At 71.9% G+C, this 739-nt stretch carries 1 pseudogene; it reads right to left on the reverse strand.

Features of this window, described 5'->3' with window-relative positions:
* Positions 1-739: pseudogene (locus tag F6Q13_RS18530) on the reverse strand (hypothetical protein); the annotation flags it as partial.

A 739-nucleotide genomic window follows, 5' to 3' on the forward strand; every position in this document is an offset into this window, starting at 1 on the left:
GGCGTCCTGACCGCGACCCACGATGTTGATGCCTTCGCGCAGTTGGTAGGTCCGACCGCTGCCATCGTCGAGTTGCAAGGTAACGGTGGCACCGGACGGCGCATAGCCGCCTTGACCGTAGTCGTCGTACCCGCCGCCGGCCGCCGGCTGACCGTAGTCGTAGTCGGGGCCCGATTCGCCGTATCCGCCGCCAGGACGAGCCGACATCGGGGGAGGGGCGTCGGCATAGCCGCCGTAGTCCGGTGGCCCGTAGTCTTGCGGTGCCGGCGCCCGGATAGCCCCGCTGGTCGTAACCGCTGCCCTGGTCGGGATAGGACACCCGCTGGCCGGGTTGGCCGTAGCCGCCCTCGTCGGGACCGCCCGGTCCGCGACCGTAGTCACCGTAACCCTGGGCGCCGGGCTGCCCGTAGTCGCCGCCCCGCTGGTAGCCCTGGTCATAGCCCTGGCCACCGCCGTAACCGGCGGGCGGGCGCTGTCCGTACGGTGGATAGCCACCGCCCTGCTCCGGATAGCCGCGCTGGTCGGGGTAGCCGCCCGGGCCGGGTTGCCTGGGTGGGTAGCCGCGCTGGTCGGGGTAGCCGCCCGGGCCGGGTTGCCTGGGTGGGTAACCGCGCTGGTCGGGATAGCCGCCCGGCTCCGGCGGCGGGTACGACGCACGCGGATCCTGGTCACCACCACGCATTTCGTCGTCCGCGGGCCCGTAGCGATCATCGTAATAATCGTCGGCGGGCTGTCCCTG

Origin of the sequence: Mycobacterium sp. (assembly GCF_008709575.1) — a bacterium.
Classification (GTDB): domain Bacteria; phylum Actinomycetota; class Actinomycetes; order Mycobacteriales; family Mycobacteriaceae; genus Mycobacterium.